The 17259-nt window shown below is 65.8% G+C and carries 20 protein-coding genes and 1 tRNA gene; 9 read left to right on the top strand and 12 right to left on the bottom strand.

The window, feature by feature from the left end:
- Positions 1–4 precede the first annotated feature (4 nt).
- Together FJT57_RS03770 and FJT57_RS03765 are read right to left on the bottom strand one after the other, a co-directional pair.
- Positions 5–1135 carry a glycosyltransferase gene (locus tag FJT57_RS03770; protein ID WP_144901830.1) on the bottom strand — a complete coding sequence of 377 codons (1131 nt, stop codon included), beginning with the start codon at positions 1133–1135 and terminating at the stop codon, positions 5–7.
- Positions 1136–1241: 106 nt separating this feature from the next.
- Positions 1242–2333: a glycosyltransferase family 4 protein gene (locus tag FJT57_RS03765; RefSeq protein WP_144901828.1), complete on the bottom strand. Its 1092-nt coding sequence runs from the start codon at positions 2331–2333 to the stop codon at positions 1242–1244.
- Between the two features lie 111 nt (positions 2334–2444).
- Between FJT57_RS03765 and FJT57_RS03760 the strand changes: the two genes are divergently transcribed.
- The 3 genes from FJT57_RS03760 (at position 2445) to FJT57_RS03750 (ending at position 4036) form a co-directional block, all read left to right on the top strand.
- On the top strand, positions 2445–2723 hold the full coding sequence (locus FJT57_RS03760; RefSeq protein ID WP_144901825.1) for a ribonuclease P protein component 4: 279 nt from the start codon (positions 2445–2447) through the stop codon (positions 2721–2723).
- Between the two features lie 153 nt (positions 2724–2876).
- Positions 2877–3125 carry a YhbY family RNA-binding protein gene (locus FJT57_RS03755; RefSeq protein WP_144901823.1) on the top strand — a complete coding sequence of 83 codons (249 nt, stop codon included), beginning with the start codon at positions 2877–2879 and terminating at the stop codon, positions 3123–3125.
- The gene (locus FJT57_RS03750; protein WP_144901821.1) at positions 3122–4036 is read left to right on the top strand and encodes a mechanosensitive ion channel family protein; all 915 of its coding nucleotides are present in this window, start codon (positions 3122–3124) and stop codon (positions 4034–4036) included. Before FJT57_RS03755 ends, FJT57_RS03750 begins: the two co-directional genes overlap by 4 nt.
- A 104-nt stretch (positions 4037–4140) precedes the next feature.
- On the opposite strand, the gene FJT57_RS03745 is transcribed toward FJT57_RS03750, so the two are convergent.
- Entirely contained in the window at positions 4141–4953 is an 813-nt protein-coding gene (locus tag FJT57_RS03745) for an HD domain-containing protein (protein ID WP_144901819.1), read from the bottom strand.
- Positions 4954–5022: 69 nt separating this feature from the next.
- Entirely contained in the window at positions 5023–5511 is a 489-nt protein-coding gene (locus FJT57_RS03740) for a redoxin domain-containing protein (RefSeq protein WP_144901817.1), read from the bottom strand.
- 129 nt (positions 5512–5640) lie between these two features.
- Between FJT57_RS03740 and tatA the strand changes: the two genes are divergently transcribed.
- On the top strand, positions 5641–5925 hold the full coding sequence (tatA, locus tag FJT57_RS03735; protein ID WP_144901815.1) for a twin-arginine translocase TatA/TatE family subunit: 285 nt from the start codon (positions 5641–5643) through the stop codon (positions 5923–5925).
- A 155-nt stretch (positions 5926–6080) separates the two neighbouring features.
- A tRNA-Arg gene (locus FJT57_RS03730) sits at positions 6081–6154 on the top strand.
- A 262-nt stretch (positions 6155–6416) separates the two neighbouring features.
- On the opposite strand, the gene FJT57_RS03725 is transcribed toward FJT57_RS03730, so the two are convergent.
- The 4 genes from FJT57_RS03725 to FJT57_RS03710 all read right to left on the bottom strand — a co-directional run bounded on the left by FJT57_RS03725 (position 6417) and on the right by FJT57_RS03710 (position 9204).
- Entirely contained in the window at positions 6417–7250 is an 834-nt protein-coding gene (locus tag FJT57_RS03725; RefSeq protein ID WP_144901813.1) for an MBL fold metallo-hydrolase, read from the bottom strand.
- A gap of 417 nt (positions 7251–7667) precedes the next feature.
- A complete protein-coding gene (locus FJT57_RS03720) occupies positions 7668–8117 on the bottom strand; it encodes a DUF302 domain-containing protein (RefSeq protein ID WP_144901810.1) in 450 nt (149 codons plus the stop codon).
- A gap of 101 nt (positions 8118–8218) precedes the next feature.
- Positions 8219–8908: a CPBP family glutamic-type intramembrane protease gene (locus tag FJT57_RS03715; protein WP_144901808.1), complete on the bottom strand. Its 690-nt coding sequence runs from the start codon at positions 8906–8908 to the stop codon at positions 8219–8221.
- Between the two features lie 14 nt (positions 8909–8922).
- Positions 8923–9204: a DUF5789 family protein gene (locus FJT57_RS03710; RefSeq protein WP_144901806.1), complete on the bottom strand. Its 282-nt coding sequence runs from the start codon at positions 9202–9204 to the stop codon at positions 8923–8925.
- A gap of 260 nt (positions 9205–9464) precedes the next feature.
- On the opposite strand from FJT57_RS03710, the gene FJT57_RS03705 reads away from it, so the two are divergent.
- Complete coding sequence (locus FJT57_RS03705) at positions 9465–10412, top strand: DUF7139 domain-containing protein (RefSeq protein ID WP_144901804.1); 948 nt, start codon at positions 9465–9467, stop codon at positions 10410–10412.
- A 61-nt stretch (positions 10413–10473) separates the two neighbouring features.
- On the opposite strand, the gene FJT57_RS03700 is transcribed toward FJT57_RS03705, so the two are convergent.
- From FJT57_RS03700 to FJT57_RS03690, 3 genes are read right to left on the bottom strand one after another with little or no spacing between them, the layout of a single operon-like run.
- The gene (locus FJT57_RS03700) at positions 10474–10956 is read right to left on the bottom strand and encodes a Mut7-C RNAse domain-containing protein (RefSeq protein WP_144901802.1); all 483 of its coding nucleotides are present in this window, start codon (positions 10954–10956) and stop codon (positions 10474–10476) included.
- Between the two features lie 20 nt (positions 10957–10976).
- On the bottom strand, positions 10977–12731 hold the full coding sequence (polX, locus tag FJT57_RS03695; RefSeq protein ID WP_144901800.1) for a DNA polymerase/3'-5' exonuclease PolX: 1755 nt from the start codon (positions 12729–12731) through the stop codon (positions 10977–10979).
- Complete coding sequence (locus FJT57_RS03690) at positions 12728–13216, bottom strand: DUF5788 family protein (protein ID WP_144901798.1); 489 nt, start codon at positions 13214–13216, stop codon at positions 12728–12730. The genes polX and FJT57_RS03690 overlap by 4 nt, the downstream gene beginning before the upstream one ends.
- 295 nt (positions 13217–13511) lie before the next feature.
- On the opposite strand from FJT57_RS03690, the gene FJT57_RS03685 reads away from it, so the two are divergent.
- Entirely contained in the window at positions 13512–14861 is a 1350-nt protein-coding gene (locus FJT57_RS03685; RefSeq protein ID WP_144901796.1) for an alkaline phosphatase family protein, read from the top strand.
- 71 nt (positions 14862–14932) lie between these two features.
- On the opposite strand, the gene FJT57_RS03680 is transcribed toward FJT57_RS03685, so the two are convergent.
- Entirely contained in the window at positions 14933–16021 is a 1089-nt protein-coding gene (locus FJT57_RS03680) for a tubulin/FtsZ family protein (RefSeq protein ID WP_144901794.1), read from the bottom strand.
- A 73-nt stretch (positions 16022–16094) separates the two neighbouring features.
- On the opposite strand from FJT57_RS03680, the gene FJT57_RS03675 reads away from it, so the two are divergent.
- A complete protein-coding gene (locus FJT57_RS03675) occupies positions 16095–16733 on the top strand; it encodes a DUF7310 family coiled-coil domain-containing protein (RefSeq protein ID WP_144901792.1) in 639 nt (212 codons plus the stop codon).
- Entirely contained in the window at positions 16730–17191 is a 462-nt protein-coding gene (locus tag FJT57_RS03670) for a DUF7311 family protein (protein WP_144901790.1), read from the top strand. Before FJT57_RS03675 ends, FJT57_RS03670 begins: the two co-directional genes overlap by 4 nt.
- Positions 17192–17259 lie beyond the last annotated feature (68 nt).

Below are 17259 nucleotides of genomic sequence, written 5' to 3'. Positions count from 1 at the left end.
CGAACTACTCGTTTTCGCTTCCGTTTTCGTCGATAACCCGTTCGTAGAGCGCCGCGAGCTGATCGACGGCGTGTTCGACGCTCAGCGACTCGCGACGTTCCAGACAGGTCCGTGAAAGCGACTCGCGCTCGTCGAGGACGCGTTCGATCGCCGCCCGGCAGCCCGCGACGTTGCCGTGGTCGTAGTGATAGCCCGTGAGGCCCTCCTCGACCGTGTCCGAGAGCGCGCCCGCGTCGACCGCGACGACGGGCGTCCCGCAGGCGTTGGCTTCGAGCGCGACGAGGCCCTGCGTTTCGACCGGGCTCGGGAAAACGAAGGCATCGAGCAGCGAGTAGAAGGCGGGTAACTCTTCGCGTGGGAGAAAGCCGAGGAAGTGCGCGTCGACGTCGAGTTCGGCCGCCAGGGTTTCGAGCTCATCGCGAGCGGGGCCGTCGCCGCCGACGACGATCGTCGCGTCCATCCCCGCGGCCGCGCGCAGGAACTCCGAGAGGTTCTTCTCGTAGCCGTGGCGGCCGGTGTAGCCGATTAGCGGACCGTCCGGAAGTTCGTAGCGCTCGCGGAACGGTTCGGGATCGGTCGGCGCGAAGAACTCGACGTCGACGCCGTTCGAGAGCACCACTGTGGGCGTGTCGGTGTCGACCGTTTCGCGGACGCGGCTTCTGGCGTCCTCGCTCGGACAGATCACCGCGTCCGAGCGGGCGAGGAACCACCGCTCGTAGCGCTCAGCCAGGCGCTCGATGCTGTGCTCGATCCGCGGTCGCGACGTGAGATAGTCGGCGTACTCCGCGGTCGGTGTGTGGTACGACGTGACGAGCGGCAGGTCCTTCCGGCGCGCGAGTCGGACGCCGCCGAGCCCGACCGCGAAGGGTGTGTGCGCGTGGACGACGTCGACGTCCTGGGCGGCGGAGGGAATCCGCGGCGTCCCGAGCCGGAACCCCTCGTACATCGGAAACGGAAGGCTCCTGATGGGGTACTCCTCGGGAGCCGGGTCGTACTCGTCGCAGCCGGGGTAGACGACGCGCATCGTCCCACCGCGGTCGCGCCAGCGGTCGCGCCACGTCTGAATCGTGTAGGAGACGCCGTTGACCGTCGGGAGATAGGTGTCGGTGAACGCCGCGACCGAGACGGGTGCCATCGACGGCGATTCACGCACGCGGGCTTAAATCGTTGCGACTTGGAGGAGTCGCGTCGCGGGAGTCGCTGTCGTTGCGAACGCGGTCGTCTCAGTCGTCGCCGTCGTCTCAGTCACCCAGTTCGACCGGGCGACCGACGCGTTTGGCGTCTCGAACCTCGCGGTAGGTCGCCGCGAGTCGCTCGCCCACTCGATCTAAGCTGTGCTCCATCGCGGTCTGTCGGGCGTTTTCGCCCAGGCGTTCCCGGAGCGCGTCGTCCCCGGCGAGCCGCTCGACGGCCGCGCGGAACTCCTCGTCCGTCTCGCACTTGAGGCAGTCGTGACCGTCGGTGTAGAACTCCTCGAACACGGGAATGTCGCGGAGCACGACCGCCTTTCCGCAGGCCATCGCTTCGAGCACGGCGATGCCCTGGTTCTCGTTTTTCGTCGGGAAGAGGTAAACGTCGCCCGCGCCGTACGCGCCGCGGATATCGTCGATCCAGCCGGTGAAGGTGACGTTCTCGGGCGAGTCCGACGTCCACCTGCGGACCGCCTTGGAGGCGTGCGGCCCGGTATCGTAGGGGCCGAACCACGCGAAGTCGTAGGGCGTCTCCTCGGCCACGCGACAGAACGTCGTCAGCCCCTTCCGCTCGAAGACGTTGCCGACGAGGAAGACGACCGTTCCCGACAGGTCGTAGCGCTCGCGGTACTCCTCGCGAAGGCCCTCGAATCCCTCTAACGCCTCGACGTCGACGCCGTTCGTCATCGACCGGATCGGGGCGTCGACGGGGTACGATTCGAGCACGCGCTTCGTGTATTCCGAGGGACACAGCACGAGGTCCGCCTGCGAGTAGAACCACTTGAGATAGCGGCCCAGCGCGGGCGCGACCGTCGTCGACCCGCGGAAGGACTCTGCGAAGTCCTCGCGCGTGACGTGGGTGTGCAGGATCAAGGGGATGTCGTTGCGCCGGGCGTGGCGCGCGACGGCGAGCGATCCCGGACCGACGAGGTTGCAATGAGCCAGGTCGTACTCCTCGAAGAGGTCGTTCCCGGTCGCGAGCGAGCGAACGCCCGAGAACGGATCGCCGCCGCGCCACGGCGAGGTGACGACGTCGACGTCGGTTCGGTCGAGAGCCGCCCGCTGTTGGTCCGTCGCGGTCCCGATGCCGCTACGCTCCAGCCGGGATTCGAGTTCGAGGTAGTTGAGCGCGCGGAGAGACACGTCGTCACCGGTTCGCGGGGGCGGACTTAGAGTGTACCGCTTCCGGTCCTTCTGCTTCGAGGCACCCAGCCGCTTCGGAACGCCTTTACTCGCCGGACTCGGTGCCTCGGTATGGGCATTCCGGCGGAGCGAATCGAGCGACTGCACGACCTCGCTCGGGAGGCGACGGCCGGAGGCGACGTCGACCGCGCCCGCGAGTACGTCCGTCTCGCCCGCCGAGTCAGCGAACGGAACCGCGTCCGACTGCCGCGGCGGTTCCGGCGGTTCACCTGCGACGAGTGCGACGCGTATCTCCGCCCGGGGGCGACCGCGCGCGTTCGGCTGCAGTCGGGGCACGTCGTCGTCAGGTGTCTGTGCTGCGGCGCGACGAAGCGATACCCGTACGACTAGCGCGGTTGAAGTCCTCCCCGAGAGTGATTATCGTCGTTTGGCCGATCAGTGTCGTCTGACCGATCGGAGTCATCTGACCGATCGGAGTCATCTCCGCGAGCGTCTGTCCGGATGTCTTAAGTTTCAAACCATCTCCCACCCTAGCGAACGCGTATGTCGGACCACGAGCTGCGAAAGGCGGCCCACGACCTGGACGTCACTGTCTGGGTGGGGAAGGGGGGTATCGATCCAGTCGTCGAGGAGGCGTCTGATCAGCTGCAAGAGCGCGACCTGATCAAAGTCAAGTTCCTCCGGGCGGCCCGCGGGGGCACGACCGCCGAGGAGCTCACCGAGGATCTCGCCGAGCGCACGAACGCGACGGTGATCGAAACGCGCGGGAACACGGGGGTCCTGCACCGATGAGCGCCGGGGTGACGCTGCAGGCCGGAATCGGGCTCAACGATTCGATCGCTCGACTTCTCGGTGGCTTCGGTCTCCCGGACGCGGTCGCCAGCCTGCTCGGGCAGGCGCTCGCGTTCCTCATCGTGTTCGCGGTCGTGTTCATCGTCGGCCGCAGCGTGCTCCTTCCGATCGCGGGGCGGATGATGGACTCCCGCGGCCTCGAACCGCACGCGCAGACACCGCTCCGGAGACTCCTCGTTATCGTCGTCGGCTTCGCGGGCGTGACGGCCGCGTTCGGTGCGGCGGGCTATCCCAACTTCCTGCAGTCGCTCGCGACGATCGCCGCCGCGGCCACGCTGGCGATCGGCTTCGCGATGCAGGACGTCCTGAAGAACTTCGTCGCCGGGATCTTCATCTACACCGACAAGCCGTTCAAGATCGGCGATTGGATCCAGTGGGACGGAAACTCGGGAATCGTCGAGGACATCAGCTTCCGCGTCTCCCGCGTCCGAACGTTCGACAACGAACTGCTCACCGTCCCGAATTCGGCGCTGACCGACGGCGTCATCAAGAACCCCGTCGCGAAGAATAAGCTCCGCCTGCAGGTGCCGTTCGGGATCGGCTACGACGACGACACCGAGAAGGCGACCGAGATCATCATCGAGGAAGCCGAGGCCCGCGAGGACATTCTCGAAGACCCCGCGCCGTCGGTCCGGCTGACCGAACTCGGCGACTCCTCGGTGACGCTCACCTCGCGCATCTGGATCTCTGACCCGAGTCGCGCGGACTTCGTGAAGACGCGCGGCGAGTACGTCACGGCCGTCAAGCGGCGCTTCGACGAGGAGGGGATCGATATCCCGTACCCGAACCGCACGCTCACCGGCGAACTCACCGTCGCCGGTCTCGAAGAGGTCTCGCCCGCGAACGATTGATCCGGTGGAGCGTCCTCGGACAAAACGGCCCGCGATTCACTGCGTTTCACAGCACGACACGATTCGTAACGCAACGCCGCTCGCGACGCAACACCGCTCGCAACTCAGAGTTCGATTCGCTCGACCAACTGATCCTCGGAGCGCTTGTTTACGGCCACGATTCGGACGTGTTCTTCGAGCCCGGACCCGTCCAGCTTCGCCTTCAGGAGGTTGTCGACCTGATAGACGCCCGCGGCGTTGACCATCTCTATCTCGACGAGCACGGCCTTGCCGTTACCCTCGCGCAGCGAGACATTCTCGATCGCCCGACTGGACAGGGTGTTGATCCCACGACCGCCCTTCTCGTAGGGGATACGCGACCGACCGCGTTCCATATCCAACGCGTCGGCGACGCGGATGATCCCCGCCTCGGTCGTCAGCGGATCCTCCTCGGTGTGGTGACAGAGGATCGCGTGCAACACCTCGGCCTTCAGGCGGACCGCCTCCGCGGTGTCGTAGAACCCCAACTGCGGGATGAGTCGATCCAGCAGATCGGCCGCGAGCGGGATCGAATAGTAGACGTGATCGTCGCGGTGGACAACGTGGCCGATGTCGTGCAGCGTGGCGGCGAGGGCGATGATCACCGCTTCGTCGGCCTCCTCGAGCCCCTGATCGACCGCGCCGTTGCACGCCACGCCGCCGCCCTTCAGGAGGTCGTACAGACAGAGCGCGCGATTGCGGACGATTTCGATGTGCTTGGCGCCGTGATCGTTGTATCCCTTTCGCGCCACGGCGTTGACGTTCTGCGCGTCCAGGTATGTCGTGATCTCCGGGTCCGTGGTGATCTCGTCGAGAACGGCGTTGAGCCGTTCGTCGGGGAAGTTGTGTTCGGTATCGGGGTCGTACTCGCGTCCCCCGTTCCCGGTCGATTGCGTCATAGCTCCCGATACTCCGCCGACGGCAAAGTAAGTGCGGATGAACCGGTCGTCGCGTTCGGTAGCGCTTGACTACACCGAGGTGACGCGCGCCGCCTTCGCGGCCGCTGCGACCTCTTCGTAATCGGGTTCGACGCCCGGATCGTCGCTCACCCACGCGTAGGTGATTTCTCCATCACTGTCGACGACGAACACGGCGCGCTTCGCGAGGTCGTAGACGCCGAGGTCCGCGAAGTCCATTGAGACGTCGTAGGCGTCGATGATCTCTCGGTTGTTGTCGCTGATGAGGCCGAAGTTGAGGTCGTTCTGCGCGCGGAACTCGTTGAGGGTGAACGGCGTGTCGATGCTGACGCCGTAGACCGCCGCGCCGACGTCCTCGAAGTTGGCCATCTGGTCTCGGAAGGTGCACATTTCGGTCGTGCACGTCCCCGTGAACGCCGCCGGGAAGAACGCGAGCACGACCGGTTCGTCGTCGAGGTTCTCCGAGAGCGTGAACGATTCGAGGTCGCCGTTCGCGAGCGGTGCGGTGAAATCAGGTGCATCGTCGCCGACTGAGACCATACGGGGGTTCGAGAGCCGTCACGGTTGAATGTTCCTGTCTTTGCTTGCAATCTCCCTTCGAGTACCGGTTTTTACCGGGCTGGCCGAGCAAAAAGCCTATAATTACCACTGGGTTAGGTTCTGGTAGCGATGTACGGAACTATCACCCCACTGTTCCCGGGGCTGCCGGGTGGGCCGGAAGTGCTCGTCGTCCTGCTCATACTGGTGCTACTGTTCGGCGCCAACAAGATCCCGAAACTCGCTCGCTCGACGGGACAAGCGATGGGCGAGTTTAGACGCGGCCGCGAGGAGATCGAAGAAGAGCTTAGCCAGATGGACAACGACGACGAGGAGGAAGATGCGGAGACCACGACGTCGACGGAATCCACCTCGACGGATTCTGCCTCGACCGAGAAGTCGACCGAAACGAACTGAGACGTCCCGTCGCGGTTGTACGTCTCGACTCACGTGATCGCACGACGGCGTGCGAACGGATGCGTACACGCGATGGCAAACGGTATCCTGCTTCCACCCGGTCCTTTTCACGAAACCGCATCCGTTTTAAGCGGTAGCTACGCTATTCGTCGGTGGGACGTGTGGCCTAGTGGACCAGGGCAAGGGGTTCCTAACCCCTAGATCGCGGGTTCGAATCCCGCCACGTTCGTTTCCCGCCGAGCGATAGCGAGGCGTGGAAACGGCACTGCGGAATTCGAATCAGGGAGGTCGCGCGCAGCGCAGCGAGCACGTCCGACTGTGGTTCGAATCCCGCCACGTTCGCTGCGCTCCGCTTGCTCACGTGGCGTACCCCCGCTCGCCCGACTCGCGGGGATCCCGCCACGTTCGTTTCCCGCCGAGCGATAGCGAGGCGTGGAAACGGCACTGCGGAATTCGAATCGAGTCGTCACGAGAGACGCGGTCCCCTCGCCTCAGAGATCGATGCGGTCGCCGATTTCGGCGACCTCCAGCGACCGCGGATACTCGTAGCTACGGGTGTGGTGGTGCAGCACCTTCGGATCGGCGGTCATCCCCTTCCACACATCCCAGTGGCTCGGGAGGAAGCGATCCAGTTGGAGGTCGGAGGCCGATTTGACCACCTCGTTCTCCGTGGAGTACCAGCGGGTTCGGACCGGCTCGCGCGTCTGCTTGTCGGGGATGTTGCCGATTGCGCCGAACGCGAGCACGCCGAGGTCGATGTCGTAGCGCTCGCCGAGCGCGTCGAACTCCTCGTGCGGCTTCGTGTCGCCGCCGTGGAAGAAGGTTCCCGAGTCGTGCTCGAAGACGTACGAGACCGGGTGCGTGGAGTCGGGATCGTTCGAGAACTCTACGTGGACGGTGAACTCCCCGACGTCGAGGGTGTCGCCCTCAGCGACCTCGGTGAACTGCGACTCGTCGAGATCGTACTCGTCGAGCCACGCCTCGTCGTCGAAGGCGACCGAAAGCGAGTCGTCCGGCCCGTAGAACGTCGCACCCGTGTTCTCGAGAATCGGTGCCTGACTCGGCCCGTGGGTGTGGTCGGTGTGCTCGTGAGTGGCGAAGACGGCGTCCATCTCCGCGACGTCTTCGGGGTCGAAGGGGACGGGAATCATGCGAACCGTCCGCGGCGGGTCGCCCGTGCCGAGGTACGGGTCGATGGCGACGGTCGTCCCCTCGCTTCCCTTCAGAACGAAGCCGTTACAGCCGAGGTACCAGACGGCGACGGTGTCGGGGTCCGCTGCTTCGACGGCGCGCGGGAGCCAGTCTCCCCAGTCGCTTCGCGTCATACGTGTCGCTGTGGCTGGCGACGGGCTAAGTGTTCCGGAGACGGACGCGCGACCGCACCTCCGTGTTCGGTGTCTTGACGGTGTTCGGACCGCATCTCCCGCTGGAACCGCATCAAAACGCGTACCCATACAGCCTACTCTTCCCCAGATAGTTGGACGTATTTAGATAAATATACTGAATATATGGTGATATACTCTATATTTCCTGCAAGTGACCTAAGTACCTCAAACTACTTCGACAGAAGACACTTATACCACACTGCCGACGTTCTTGTTATGACCTCACATAGCAGGGAAACCGCCCACTTCTCGCAGATGGATGCGACGATGCGGCAGCTCGGCTCGTGGACGCCGCGACCAGCAAACGAAGGGAGTTGACGGGGCGGGTATTCGCTACCGATTCCCCGATCGGGACGGCTATTCGGCGTCGAGGTTGCCGAACGCCTCGTCGACGAGTTCACCGGTGTCGGCGATGATGTCGGCCATCGTCTCGTCGTCGGGGGTCATTCCGACGAGCCGCGCGATTCGCATAATGCTCACGTGGTAGACGGTCTGAACGCCCGGTTCCTCCTGCCAGACCACGACATTACACGGGAACAGCCCGCCGATCTTCCGCTCGCTCGCGTCGAGCGCGCGGTCGGCCATCGTTGGGTTACACGCGCCGAGCACGTAGTACGGATCCCGCCCGGCGTCGACCTTCTCGTTCAACATCTCCGAGGGAGAGAACTCGGTGGCGACGCCGAAGCCCGCCTCCGTGAACGCCTCGCGGACGTGTTCGACGGCCTCTTCGTGCTCCATTCGGAGCGTCGCCCGCTCCTCTCCGATGTCCCCCGCGGCGATTGCGCTCGGATCGATTGGTAGCGTCATCGGTTCGACGTACGGCGTCCGACGATGAAAAAGTATGCAATTGTCTGTACTATACACTACCGTGGGAGCGTCCCGTCCTCTCGAACGACATCGAGTCGAGATTACAACGGAATCGGGAGCCACCGAAGCGCGGCGAGGACGTCCTCCGGCGGGAATATGGGGTTGTGGAGGATAAGCCAGTCGAGCAGCGTCAGCCCCAGTCCGTGGGCGACGATCGAGGGCAGGAGCGACTGGCTGTGGTAGTCGACAGCGCCGAAGAGGACGTCCGTCGGACCCGAGAGGAGCAGTTCGATCGGCGGTTTGCCGACGTGGTGTAGCGCGTAGACGACGGGGCTGATGAAGACGCTCTTGAACCCGAACTCCTCGCTGACGCCGACGCAGAGCAGCCCGCGGTAGTACGTCTCGGCGGCGACGACGACGAGCAGTTGCTGAATCGTGTGCGGCAGGAATTCGCCGAGCGCGGTCGTCGTGTGCCACATCGGATAGTACGCTCGAATGGTCGGCAGCGACGAACCCACGAGATAGAACGGGAGGACGAACGCCGCGAGAATGAGCGTGTCGCGGACGGCGGTTCGATCGACGCGAAAGCCCAGCCGACGGCCGTGAGTGACTGCTAAACTGACCGGAATTAGGAGAAACAGGATCACGTCGCGGACCACGCGGGCCCGGAGACTCGCTGGCGGAACCGACCACGTGCTCCACAGAACCGAGAGGACCAATCCGACGAGTAGCGTACGCTGCAGCCAGCTCAGTTCGTCGACGGCGGTCCGGATACGGGCGTTGACGGACACCGTCGTGCGCGGCGTTACTCGGTCGCGACGGGGCCGTCGCCCACGACGTCCTTCACGAGCGATACGAACGTCTGCCGCGAGTCGACGTACGTTTCGTCGACGTCTTCGAGCACCTCGGAGAGCGTCTGCGGTCCCGACGGGGTTCGGATGACGCTGTCGCCCTCCTGTGCGACGATCCGGCTCATCTCGTGGGGCCAGGTGAGCCGCGCGGCGACGCGCGCCAACGGCTGGCCCTCGACGGGCGTCTCCTCGCCTAGTTCAACGACGGGGCCCTCGGATTCCTCCTCATCTGCCATACGCTCCGGTTTGCCATCACCGACAATAATCCCTTCGACACACCGTGAGAGTGCGTCACGGTGGACTTCGTTACTCGGTGCGTCGACGCCTGTCGCTCGGGAGGGGCACATCCCCTCGCCCAGTCGAGCCACATCCTTCGTCGAGAGTGTCACACCCGCTCCTCAGAGAGCGTTTCACCTCGGCGGCACGCGCCGTCGATACCACTCCGTCGTGCGTCCGTCTGACGCATCGTTTTGTGTGGTGCCCGCGAAGGGCGGGTATGCCCAGTCTCTCGGAGGTCTACAGGGGAAAGCAAACGGGGGCGAGCCTCCGCCGACTGTTCTTCGGATTGGGGTTGTTTCTCGCGGGTGCTCTCCTCGTCGTCTCGGGGATCGTCGTCGCCACCACCGATCTCCTGTACGGGTCGGACGTCGCGGCACTCACGGCCAAACGACAGCTCGGTGCCGTCCTCGCTGGCGTCGGGATCCCGTCGGTGTTCCTCGGGATCTTCGCCGTGCTCCCGTCGGGGCGACTCACGAAAGCGGCCGCGGTGGTCGGCGCCGGAATCGCCGTGGTCGGCGTCGCGCTCTTCACGTACGCCTATCCCTGCCACTGGTCCGGATCGCTCTGCGCCAACAGTACGCCGGACCTGACGCTTCTGACCGTCGGGATCTACTTTCTCGGCGCGATGCTCACCTTCTGGTGTCTGTTCGTCGGCGTCGCGAACTTCAAGACGCGCAACGATCCGGGAGGCACCGCGATGGTGAACGTGACGCGCCGACACGAGACGCGATACGTCCCGGTCGAACGTCCCCGGAGCGGCTTCGGCGGAATCGGTTTCTTCGGCGGCACGCCCGACGGCGAGGTCGAGACCCAGACCGGTAGCGCGGGTCCCGGACCCACCTCCGACGGCGGCACCGACGCCGAAGTGATCTCCTCTCCCCTGGACGACTCGCCTCCGACGACGTCCGCACAGGGCCCGCAGGCCACGGGGGGACCGTCGTCGACGGCACGCCAGAACGCTGCCGCGTCGGGGCCCACTTCCCGGCAACACACCGGCCAACCGGGTCCACGGAACTACGACGCCGCAGACCATTACTGCGGCAACTGCGCGCACTTCGAGTACGTCCGGACCGACTCCGGCATCGAACCCTACTGCGGCGCTCACGAGGAACTGATGGACGATATGGACCCCTGCGAGGACTGGTCGGCGCGGCCGAACCGCTGAGGCGAGGACTGGTCGGCGCGGTCGAGCCTCCGCGAAAAGGTTCTGCACGCGGTTGCCGCCCTCAGTCAGTAACGCTCGTGAGCGTCGCGGCCACGTCGTCCCAGTGACTTCCCTTCCAGAACACCTGCCCGCAGTCGCGACACCGCCAGCAGGGTTCTTCGGCGGGATTCGGTGTTTCCGGCGGCAGCGACTCCTCGGAACCGACGCGGCGAAGTTCGCCGTTGCACGCGCTACATCGGGTCGGCGATTCAGGGAGCGCGAGCGCGTAGCCCGCCGCGTGGAGTTCCCCAAGTTGCTCGATCGTGTCGCGAGCGGTCAGTACCACGGCGTCGTCGATGCGTTCGACGAGACCGACGTCGCGCGTGAGGAGCGTTCGACCGGACCGCTTCGCCCACGCCGCGATGTCGTCGTCGGGCGGACTCTCCGATGTCGATCCCTCGGAGCCGACGCGCCCCTCCAGCACGTACGCGGCGTCGTAGCCGCACATCCGCAGGTACGTCGTCAGCTTGCCGCACATCGCGTCGACGAGAAGTCGGTCGGGCATCGTCACTCGCTCTCCAACGCTCAGTGCAGGAACGATCGCAGGTCGTCGACGGTCCAGGCGTTCAGCACGTCTGCCTCCTCGCACCACCCGCGGCGGGCCGTGTGCACGCCGTATCGGATGACGTCGAGCGTACCCGGTGCGTGAGCGTCGGTGTCGACGGCGATCGTCGCGCCGTGTTCGATCGCGACGCGAGCGAGTTCGCCGCGAAGGTCGAGACGGGCGGGATCGGCGTTGATCTCCAGCGCCGTCCCCGCATCGGCGGCCGCCGACGCGAGCCGTGCCACGTCGAGGTCGAGTCCCTCGCGCTGGTTGATGAGTCGCCCTGTGGGGTGGCCTAAAACGTCCACGCTCGGGTGTTCGACGGCGCGGACGAGCCGATCGGTGGCCGTCTCGCGGTCCTGTCCGAGCGCGGCGTGCGGAGACGCCACGACGACGTCGAGGTCGGCGAGCAGGTCGTCGTCCGTCGAGAGGTCCCCGTCGGCGTCGATGTTGGTCTCAACGCCGTGAAGCAGCGTCAGGTTGGAGTCGATCCCCGCGCGCGCCGATTCGATCGCGTCCGTCTGCTCGCGTAGCTCCGCGTCCGAGAGACCGACGCCGCCGACCATTCCGGGGCCGGTCGCGTGGTCCGTCACGGCGTAGTAGTCGTAGCCGCGTCGCTCGGCGGCGACGACCATCTCCTCGATCGACGCGCGGCCGTCGGACCAGTCGGTGTGGGTGTGGAGGTCGCCGCGGACGTCCCCTTCCTCGACGAGGTTGGGAAGGGACCCCTCGCGAGCGGCGTCGACCTCGCCGGTCCCCTCGCGGATCTCCGGCGGGACGAGCGGCAGATCGAGCGCGGCGTACATCGACTCCTCGGTCTCGCCAGCGATCCGCTCGCCGACCCGCTGGCCCGCGTCGGGGTCCTCGACGTCCGAAACGTCGAAGACGCCGTACTCGTTCATCTTCAGTCCTCGAGAAATTGCGATGTTCCGGAGTTCGACGTTGTGATCTTTACTGCCCGTGAAGTACTGCAGCGCCGCGCCGAACTCCTCGGGAATGACCACCCGGAGGTCGACGCGAACGCCGTCGATGCGGACGCCCGCCTTGTGCTCGCCCGCTTCGATGACGTCGGTCGCGGCGGGCCACTCGACGAACGCGTCGACGACCCGCTCCCCCGACTCGGACGCGACGAGGACGTCGACGTCGCCGATGGTGTCGCGCCAGCGGCGGATCGATCCCGCGATCTGGGCGGCCTCGACCCCGTCGACGTCGCGGAGGTAGCCGAGCGCGTCCTCCGCGAGCGGAAGCGCGTCGCCGAGCCGCTCGCGCTCCTTCGCGTGGCGGGCGAACTCGATGTTCTCGCGGATGTTCGACTCGGTTTTCGTGCCGAACCCCTTCACCTCCTGAATCTTCCCGTCCGTCGCCGCTTCCTCCAGTTCGTCGAGCGTGGTGATCCCGAGCGCGTCGTACAGCGCACCGACGGTCTTGGGGCCGACGCCCTCGACGCGCGTGAGCACCTCGATGTCGACCGGCAGGGCCTCTCGTAGCTCCCCTAACTCGCCGATTTCACCCGTTTCGACGTACTCGACGACCTTCGATGAGATGGCGTCGCCAACGCCGTCGATCTCCTCGACGGCGGCTTCGCCCTCCGCGGCAAGCGCCTCGATCGGCTCGGGGTGCTCGCGGATGTTCTCGGCGGCCCGACGGTAGACGTTCGGTTTGTACTCGACGCCGTCAGCTTCGAGGAGGTCGGCGAACAGTTCGAGCTGTCTTGCGACCTCCGCGTTTCGACTCACCGCCGACCCCCTCGGGACCCTCTGCCGCCTCCCGATCTGCGTCCGCCGCCGGAACCCCGCCCGCCACCGGCGTCGTCGCGACCGAGCGCCTGCTTCAGGAAGCGCACCCAGCGCTTCTGGTCGGCGGTCGCCTGGACCGCCGCCTCCCGTTCGAGGTCGACCGCCCGGAGCTGTTCGAGCGCGTTCAGCGCTCGATCGATGCCGACGATACTCTCGGCGAGACGTTCCCCTTTCTCGTACGAGACATCGCCGTCTTCGATTCGTTGGAGTCGCTGTCGCCGCTCCCGGCGGAGGTTCCGCTTCGCGTCCTCGACGCGGTCGCGCTCGCCTGACGGGATCGTGTCGCGACGCTTGATCTCGAAAACGAACTCGCGGAGATCGATCTCCTCGCCCTGGACGTCGATCGCGTCGGGGATCTCCGCGCCGACGGTCGCGGCCTCGCGGTTGACGCGTTCCAACAGCTGCTTTCGTTCGAACTCCTTCACGGCTCTTACTCACTCCTTACCGCGGCGCGTACTTCGCTCCTTCGGCGAGTTCGGCTCCGGGCGTCGAGTTCGCGCGTGCGGTTCGGTTGCGATCGATTCCGGATCGTGACCGTCGAAATCAGACCGTGATAGCCGATTCTGGGTCGTGGCAGGTGAAGCCGCTCTGTGTCAGTCGGATCTGGGCTGTGACAGTCGGAGCCGCTCTGTTTCGGTTGGAGCGTTCCGCGTCCGAGACAGCGGCAGTCGTTCGCGCGGAGACGAAACTTCTTATGAGCCACGAGGAAATACGGACGGTATGGGATTGTTCGACCGGCTGCGCGGGGAAGACCACCCGCGCGTCGCCTTCATCGGTATCGACGGCGTACCGTTTAGTCTCCTCGCCGATAACCCCGACACCTTTCCGAACTTCGCCGCACTCGCCGACGACGGCAGCGCCGGTGCGATCGAAAGCATCGTTCCCCCCGAGTCCTCCGCCTGCTGGCCCTCGCTGACGACCGGCGTGAACCCGGGCGAGACGGGGGTATACGGCTTCCAAGACCGCGAGAACGGCTCGTATGACACCTACGTTCCGATGGGGCGCGACGTGCAGGCGACGCGCCTGTGGGACCGCGTGACCGACGACGGTCGACAGGCGAGCGTGATGAACGTCCCCGTGACGTTCCCGCCGCAGCGCAACGTCCAGCGGATGGTTTCGGGATTCCTCTCCCCCGGCGTCAAGAAGGCCGCCCACCCCGACGAGTTCCGCGACGAACTCGACGAGTTGGGCTATCGCATCGACGTCAACGCCAAACTCGGCCACGACGACGACAAATCCGACTTCGTCGAGAACGCGCACGAGACGCTCGACCGTCGGTACGACGCCTTCTCCTCGATTCTCGACCGCGACGACTGGGACCTCTTCTTCGGCGTCTTTATGACGACCGATCGGGTGAACCACTTCCTCTTCGAGGACTACGAGCGCGACGGCGAGAACAAGAACGCGTTCATCGAGTTCTACGAGAAGCTCGACGACTACATCGGGAAGATCCGCGACTCCCTGCCCGAGGACGTGACGCTCGTGGTCGCGTCGGATCACGGTTTCACCTCGCTGGATTATGAGGTCCACTGCAACGCGTGGCTCGAAGAGCAGGGCTGGCTCTCCTATGCGGACGACGACCACGAGGAACTGGGCGACATCGCCGACGACGCGCGGGCGTACTCGCTCATTCCGGGGCGGTTCTACATCAACCTCGAGGGGCGCGAACCGCGCGGCAGCGTCCCGGCGGACGAGTACGAGGAGGCGCGCGCCGAACTCAAAGCCGAACTCGAAGCGATGGAGGGGCCGGACGGGCGGAAGGTCGCAGACCGCGTCGTCGAGAAGGAGGACGCCTTCCGCGGCGACCACGACGACATCGCGCCGGACCTCGTCGTCGTCCCCAACCACGGCTTCGATCTCAAATCCGGGTTCAAAGGCCACGAGGACGTGTTCGGGAAAGGGCCCCGGAACGGGATGCACAGCTTCGACAACGCCTCGCTGTTCGTCGACGACGCGGACGTCGACATCACGGACGCGGATCTCTACGACATCGCGCCGACGATCCTCGATCTGATGGACGTCGACTACGCCCGCGCGGAGTTCGACGGCGCGAGCCTCCTCCAGCAGTAACGATCGCCGCCAGTAGTAGCGACGGTCGAGGGCACGTCTCGACCGACAGCGCAGAAACGATTCCCCGACGCTTACAACAGGTCTTCGAGTTCGTCGTTGGCCCACAGATCGCCCGGGTCCGACGGCTTCGTTTCAGCGGTCGCCTCCTGTTCTCGCGCGTCTTTCGCGCGCTGCATAAACGCCTCCAGCCGTTCGGAGCGCTCCACGCCGCCGAGGAGGATGAGCACCGCGATGCGATCGCTCGCAAGCGGGAAGTCGCCGCCGCGGACCTGCAGGCTTCCGGTCTCCTCTTCGACCCAGCGGCGGGCGCGCTCGACGCCCTTCCGCGGGATCGCCTCTTGCTTCCCGGCCACGACGACCAGCGCGGCCTCCGCGTCGGTCGTATCCGGCAGGCTCGATCCCGTCAGCAGCGCGCGGCGGGTGGTGCTCATCACGGTGTTGATGTTGTCCTCGGCCTCGGGGGCCGCCTCCGCGGAGGCGTAGCCGAGCGCAGCGATCGATCCGTTCCGGAGCGTGTTGATGATCTCCGAGGAGTCGACGACGCTTTCGGCGACGCCGTCGACGGACTCGCCGGAGGCGAGCAACAGCCCGACTCGTTTGGCGATCTCCCCGTTGATGGAATCGAATCCCTCGGTGACGCTCTCGCCGACCGAGCGGAAAGCGTCGTTGTCGACGAGGAGAAGCGAGTCGGCCTCGCGAGCGAACGTCTTCAGCGACCGCCCGGCGTTGACCTGGTACATCGATCCCTCGTCGCGGCCGGGCAGGATTCCGAGGCCGTAGATCGGGACGTCGTACACGCGACTGAGCTCTTTCGCGATGACCGGTGCGCCGCCGCTGCCGGTGCCGCCGCCGAGTCCCGCGACGACGAAGATCGATTCGGTTCCGGCGGTTATGCGGCCGTCGAGCGCGGCGAGGACTTCCTGGAGATCCGATTGCATCACTTCCGCACCGAGTTCGTTGTCGCCGCCGACGCCTTGGCCTTTCACGCGGTCTTGGCCGACGAGAACGGTCTCGAACGGGAGGTCACGGAGGTCTGCCTGCGCGGTGTTGACTCCGACAGCGCCGCGGATGGAACCGAACCCCATCTGCTCGTCGAAGTCGACCAGTTCCCGGGTGAGCTTTCCCCCGGCCTGGCCGACGCCAATCAGGACGGACTTCATACCCGTGTATCTCCGAGGTGGACCTTCAACGTTGGTGCTGGTGTTTATAACCGATGGCGGAACCACTCGCGGTATGACCACCTCCCCGGAGATGGGCGAGCGCTCGAAGCCGACGACGGAACCGAACGGCAGTGATACCGAATCGAACGCCAGTGATACCGAACCGAACGTTCGCGAGGGCGAAACGCCGTCCACTGACGAACGGACTGCAACGAGTGAAACCTCGTCCACTGACGGACCACCAGCGCCGACTGAAACGATGGAGGTCGATCCGCCGGTCGAAGCGCAGATCGAGGCACTCGACGGCCGATTGACGGCGGTGGAAGCCGAGATCGACGCGGTACGCGGACTTCTCGGTGGCGTCGAAACCGTCGACGAGCGCGTCGAAAAGCGCGCGTCGATCGCGCTCGCGAAAGTTGAGTCGTTGGAACGACAGCTCGCGCCCGCGGACGACGGCCTGGTCCGTGAGCGGTTCGCCGAGGCGCGCAGGCCAGACAGCTCGACCGTCGCCGACGACAGCGATGTTCAGGATCCACTGGACGGCGATGCTCGGTCTCCGCCGGACGGCGATACTCAGTCTCCGCTCGACGGCGACTCTCGGTCTCCGAGACCCGGCGGCGCATTCGACTTCGACGCGGATGATCCCGACGCGGGACTGCCCGACGGCGACGACGAGTCGCTGGCGACTCGACTCCGCGACGCGTTCCGGTGATCCGCCTGGTCGTCGCCGCGGTGCTGACAGTGGCGACGCTGGCGGCCGCGATGCCCGCCATCGACGACGCCCGAGCGACCGGCACGGACGCGAAACTAGAGGGGACGATCGACCGAATCGAACGCGCCGGACGAGCGCTCGCAACGGGCGAAGACGCGACCTCGAGGCGGAGCCACGCGGCGACGCGACGCGTGACCGTCCGGTTCCCGCGCGCGTCGCTGACGACCGCGCGGCCGTCGTTCGTCGCCGTCGGCGGGAAACCTGACGGCCCGGGAAACCGCTCGACCGTGGTCTACGGGCCGTCTACCGGTTCGACTCGCCTTCGGAGCCTCTCGATTCCGACCCCGGTGCGCACGCCCGACGGTCCCGTCGTGTTCGAGGCGACCGGGCGGCACGCGGTGTCGATCGCGCTCGTCGCCGACAGGGGGCAGCCGGTGCTCGTCGTGACGCGCGGGTGAACGACGAAGAGACACGTCTCTGCTCCAGACGCCGAAACGCGCCCGGACCGACCGTTTATATACGGAGA

This window comes from Halobellus captivus (assembly GCF_007655485.1).
Lineage (GTDB): Archaea > Halobacteriota > Halobacteria > Halobacteriales > Haloferacaceae > Haloquadratum > Haloquadratum captivum.
Note: the sequence above shows the minus strand (reverse complement) of the source record. Positions and strands in the feature narration are given on the sequence as shown.